3 protein-coding genes and 1 pseudogene are annotated in these 3,650 nt (G+C 72.8%); 2 read left to right on the top strand and 2 right to left on the bottom strand.

The window, feature by feature from the left end; genetic code table 11:
- Nucleotides 1-421: pseudogene (locus tag KBX53_RS26045) on the bottom strand (fasciclin domain-containing protein); the annotation flags it as partial.
- A gap of 133 nt (nucleotides 422-554) precedes the next feature.
- Between KBX53_RS26045 and KBX53_RS26040 the strand changes: the two are divergent.
- Nucleotides 555-1,040: a GNAT family N-acetyltransferase gene (locus KBX53_RS26040; protein ID WP_210862150.1), complete on the top strand. Its 486-nt coding sequence runs from the start codon at nucleotides 555-557 to the stop codon at nucleotides 1,038-1,040.
- A gap of 470 nt (nucleotides 1,041-1,510) precedes the next feature.
- Here the strand turns inward: KBX53_RS26040 and KBX53_RS26035 are convergent, their stop codons facing one another.
- Complete coding sequence (locus tag KBX53_RS26035) at nucleotides 1,511-2,794, bottom strand: MFS transporter (RefSeq protein WP_030327365.1); 1,284 nt, start codon at nucleotides 2,792-2,794, stop codon at nucleotides 1,511-1,513.
- Between the two features lie 264 nt (nucleotides 2,795-3,058).
- On the opposite strand from KBX53_RS26035, the gene KBX53_RS26030 reads away from it, so the two are divergent.
- Nucleotides 3,059-3,650 (top strand): FAD-dependent oxidoreductase (locus tag KBX53_RS26030; RefSeq protein WP_309140854.1); only part of this gene is annotated, 592 nt, incomplete at its 3' end.

Below are 3,650 nucleotides of genomic sequence, written 5' to 3'. Positions count from 1 at the left end.
GCACCACGTGGTAGAGCAGCACCGACTCAACGGTGTCGATGCCGAGCCCGGCGACGGCGGTGAAGGCCGCGCTCTCACTCGGCAGCTTCTTGGCCTGCGTGATCTCGCGGACCAACTGCTGGAAGGCCGCGTCGGTGGGGATGAACGCGGTCAGCGCCACGGTGCCGTCGGTGAGCACCTTGACCGGCGAGTTCGGCTTGGCTTCCAGCACGGCCAGCACGGCCGCGGTGAGCACGTCGAAGTCCCGCGAGTTGCGGTCGAACCCGCCCTTGTCCTTGGTGAGCACCTGGGCGAGGGACGTGGTGCCGAGCGGCTTGGGCTTGCCGGTGGCCTGAGCCGCCGGCACAGCGACGGCGGTGGTGGCCAGCGCGGTGGCCATGGCGCCCACCGCCATCCGGGCGGCGAGTCGTGCGATCTTCATCAGCGGGCCTTTCGTCGAAGCGGCCGGATCCGTGACGTCTCGTCACGATGAATGCTTCGCACCGGGTGTGCCGCCCGGATGCACCAGCGGATAACTGTTTGTCCGGGGCTCGCCCGCGGCTTAACCTCCCCCGGTGCTGATTCGGGAGTTCGTCGACCAGGACTGGTCGCAGGTGTGGCCCATCATCGAGGAGGTGATCCGGGCACAGGAGACCTTCCCCTACGACCCGACGATGACCGCCGACCAGTCGTACGGCATGTGGGTCGAGGCGGCACCGGGCCGGACCGTCGTGGCGGTCGACGGCCAACGGGTGCTCGGCACCGCGAAGATGGGCACCAACCGACCCGGGCCGGGTGCGCACGTCGCCACCGCAAGTTTCATGGTCGCCGCCGAGAACCGGGGCCGGGGCGTGGGCACCGCGCTGTGCCGCGAGGCTCTGACCTGGGCCCGCCAACAGGGGTACGCCGGCATGCAGTTCAACGCCGTGGTGCAGACGAACCGGTCGGCGGTGGAGTTGTACCAGCGCGAGGGCTTCGCGGTGGTCGGCACCGTGCCGGGCGCGTTCCGACACCCCACCCTCGGCCGGGTCGGCCTGCACGTGATGTACCAGGAGTTCTGACCACGCCGACCTGCTCGCTCGGCAGGCCACGTGACGCCTTCGGCGTCGGCGCTCGGCGCGTTCTGAGCGGTGCCCGTGGTCGGCGCGTTGGGGGCGGTGCCGGTGGCCGGCGCCGTCGGTGCGGTGCTGGTGGTCGGCGCCTTTGGAGCTGATGTCGCAAACGAATCGGCTGCTGGCCGGCTGCCCGAGTCGTCTCCACCGTCGGGTCCGCTCCCCTGGCCGGGCCGCCGCCACCGCCCGGACCATCGCCACCGCCCGGACCGTCGCCACCGGCCGGAGCACCACCGGCCGCACCGGCGCCATCGCCACCGGCCGGACCGTCTCCACCGGACCACCGCCACCGCCCGGACCGTCCCCAACGGCCGCACCGTCGCCACCGGCCGGACCACCACCGGCCGCACCGGCGCCATCGCCACCGGCCGCGCTGGCGCTACCGTGTGAATCGTTTACGGCATCAGCTCCATAGCGTCTCAACCACCGACAGTGCCTCCGGCCGGTGCCGGGTGCAGTCCGGGTTGTCCAGCGGCTGCCTCCCCACCGGCGCGACGGATCGGGGTGAAGAGGCCGCCGACCGCTACCAGCAGACATCCCGCGCCCGCCGCGAGCGTGACCGCCGGAGCACCGTAGCGGCCAGCGGCCCAGGTCAGCACGACGGCACCGGCCGGGCCGAGGGCGTAGTGGGTGCTCCAGAACGCGGAGGTGACCCGACCGAGCAGATGGTCGGGGGTGATCTCCTGGCGCAGCGACATCGAACAGATCCCGCCGATGCTGAGGCAGCACAGGTACACCGCTGTGAGCGCGGTGACCGCCGGCACGGTCGTGGCGATGCCGACGCCCGCCACCGCGAACCCGCAGATCGTGTGCGCGCCGATCCAGGTGGCACCGAAGCCACGACGGCGACGCAACGGGGCCACCAGCAGCGCACCGGCGACCGTGCCCAGCGCCGCCAGGCCGAGCACCGTGCCGACGGTGCCCTCGGAGCCGCCAAGGTCGTGCGTGACGTGGTAGATCAGCACGTCGACGAAGCCGTAGGTGAGGAAGATGAAGACCGACAACAGGACGGTCAACGCCCGCAGCACGGGCTGTCGCCACAGGAACCGCGCCCCGGCCAGGAACTCGGCCAGCGGGCGCTGCCGGGCCACCGCCTCGTCCACCTGCACCGGGCGCAGTCGGATCAGCCACATTCCGGCCGCCGAGAGCGCGAAGCTCGCCGCGTTGACGGCGATGGCGGTCGGCGGACCGAAGCGGGCCGCCACCACCCCGGCGAGCAGCGGGCCGAGGACCGCCGCCGCCGCGTACGTCGCCTGCAACCGGCCGTTGGCCTCGGTGATCCGGTCGCGGTCGACCAGGTTGCGGACCGCTGTCACCGCGGCGACCTGGAACACCATGCCGGCCGCCTCGCAGATCGGCAGCACCACGAAGAGCAGCCACACCTGCGGGCCGGCGAGCCACGCCAGAGGGACCAGTGCGTAGAGCACCAACCGGGTCAGGTCCGCCGCGATCATCAGGGTGCGACGGTCGTACCGGTCGACCAGCACCCCGCCGAAGATCCCGGCGACGACGGACGCCGCGCCCGCGACGGCGGTGAGCAGGCCCATCTGCGCCACCGACCCGGTCGCCTGGAGCACCAGCAGCGGCACCGCCAGGTAGGCGAACGAGTCGCCGGCCGCCGAGAGCGACTGCGCGATCCAGTACGTGCCGAAGGTCCGGTCCCGCCAGAGCGGAGCCCGACCAGCGGTGGCAGATCGGCTCATCACGCCAAGGGTAGTGAAGGCGGCCGTCCGACACTGCCCGTGGCGGGCGTCACATCGCGGGGATGTCACGGATCAACCAGCGGCACGCATCTCGTGGTCGTCAATCCGATCAGAGAGGCGAAACAATGAGCACATCGCAACGGCAGGTCCCGGCGGGCACGCACCGCGTTCTGATCCTGGGCGCGGGCTACGCGGGCATGGCCGCGGCGACCCAGCTCGCGGCACGGACCAGGCGGGCCGACGTGCAGGTACGCGTTGGGCAGCGTGACCGACACGGCGGCGGTGCCGGGCGTCGAGGAGCACGCGTACACCCTGGACAGCCCGAGCGGCGCGACCACCCTGGCGGACCGGCTGACCCGGCTCGGCACCGGCAGGGTCGTCGTCGTCGGCAGCGGGTTGACCGGCGTCGAGGCCGCCGCGGAGATCGCCGAACGGCACCCGGGGCTCGGGGTCACGCTGGCGGGTCGGCAGGATCCCGGGGCGAGCATGAGCCCGAAGGTCCGGGCGTACCTGCGGGCCGCGCTGACCCGCCTGGGCGTCCAGGTCGTCACCGGAACGGCGGTCAGCAGGGTCCGACCCGACGGGGTCGAGCTGGCCGGCGCGGAGGCCCTCGCGGCCGACGTCGTGCTCTGGGCCGGGGGTACCCGGGTGGCGCCGCTGGCGGCCGCCGCCGGGCTGACCGTCGACGATCGCGGTCGCGTCGTCACCGACCCCACGTTGCGGTCGGTGTCGCACCCCGAGGCGTACGCGGTCGGCGACGCGGCCGCAGTCCGGCAGGGCTACGGGGTGCTGCACGGCACCTGTCAGAGCGGGATGCCGACCGGTGTGCACGCGGCGGTGTCGATCGCCCGCACGC

Origin of the sequence: Micromonospora sp. M51, from assembly GCF_018070305.1 — a bacterium.
In the GTDB taxonomy this organism is placed as follows: domain Bacteria; phylum Actinomycetota; class Actinomycetes; order Mycobacteriales; family Micromonosporaceae; genus Micromonospora; species Micromonospora parva.
The sequence above is the reverse complement of the archived record's forward strand: the minus strand, read 5'-3'. Positions and strand labels throughout refer to the sequence as shown.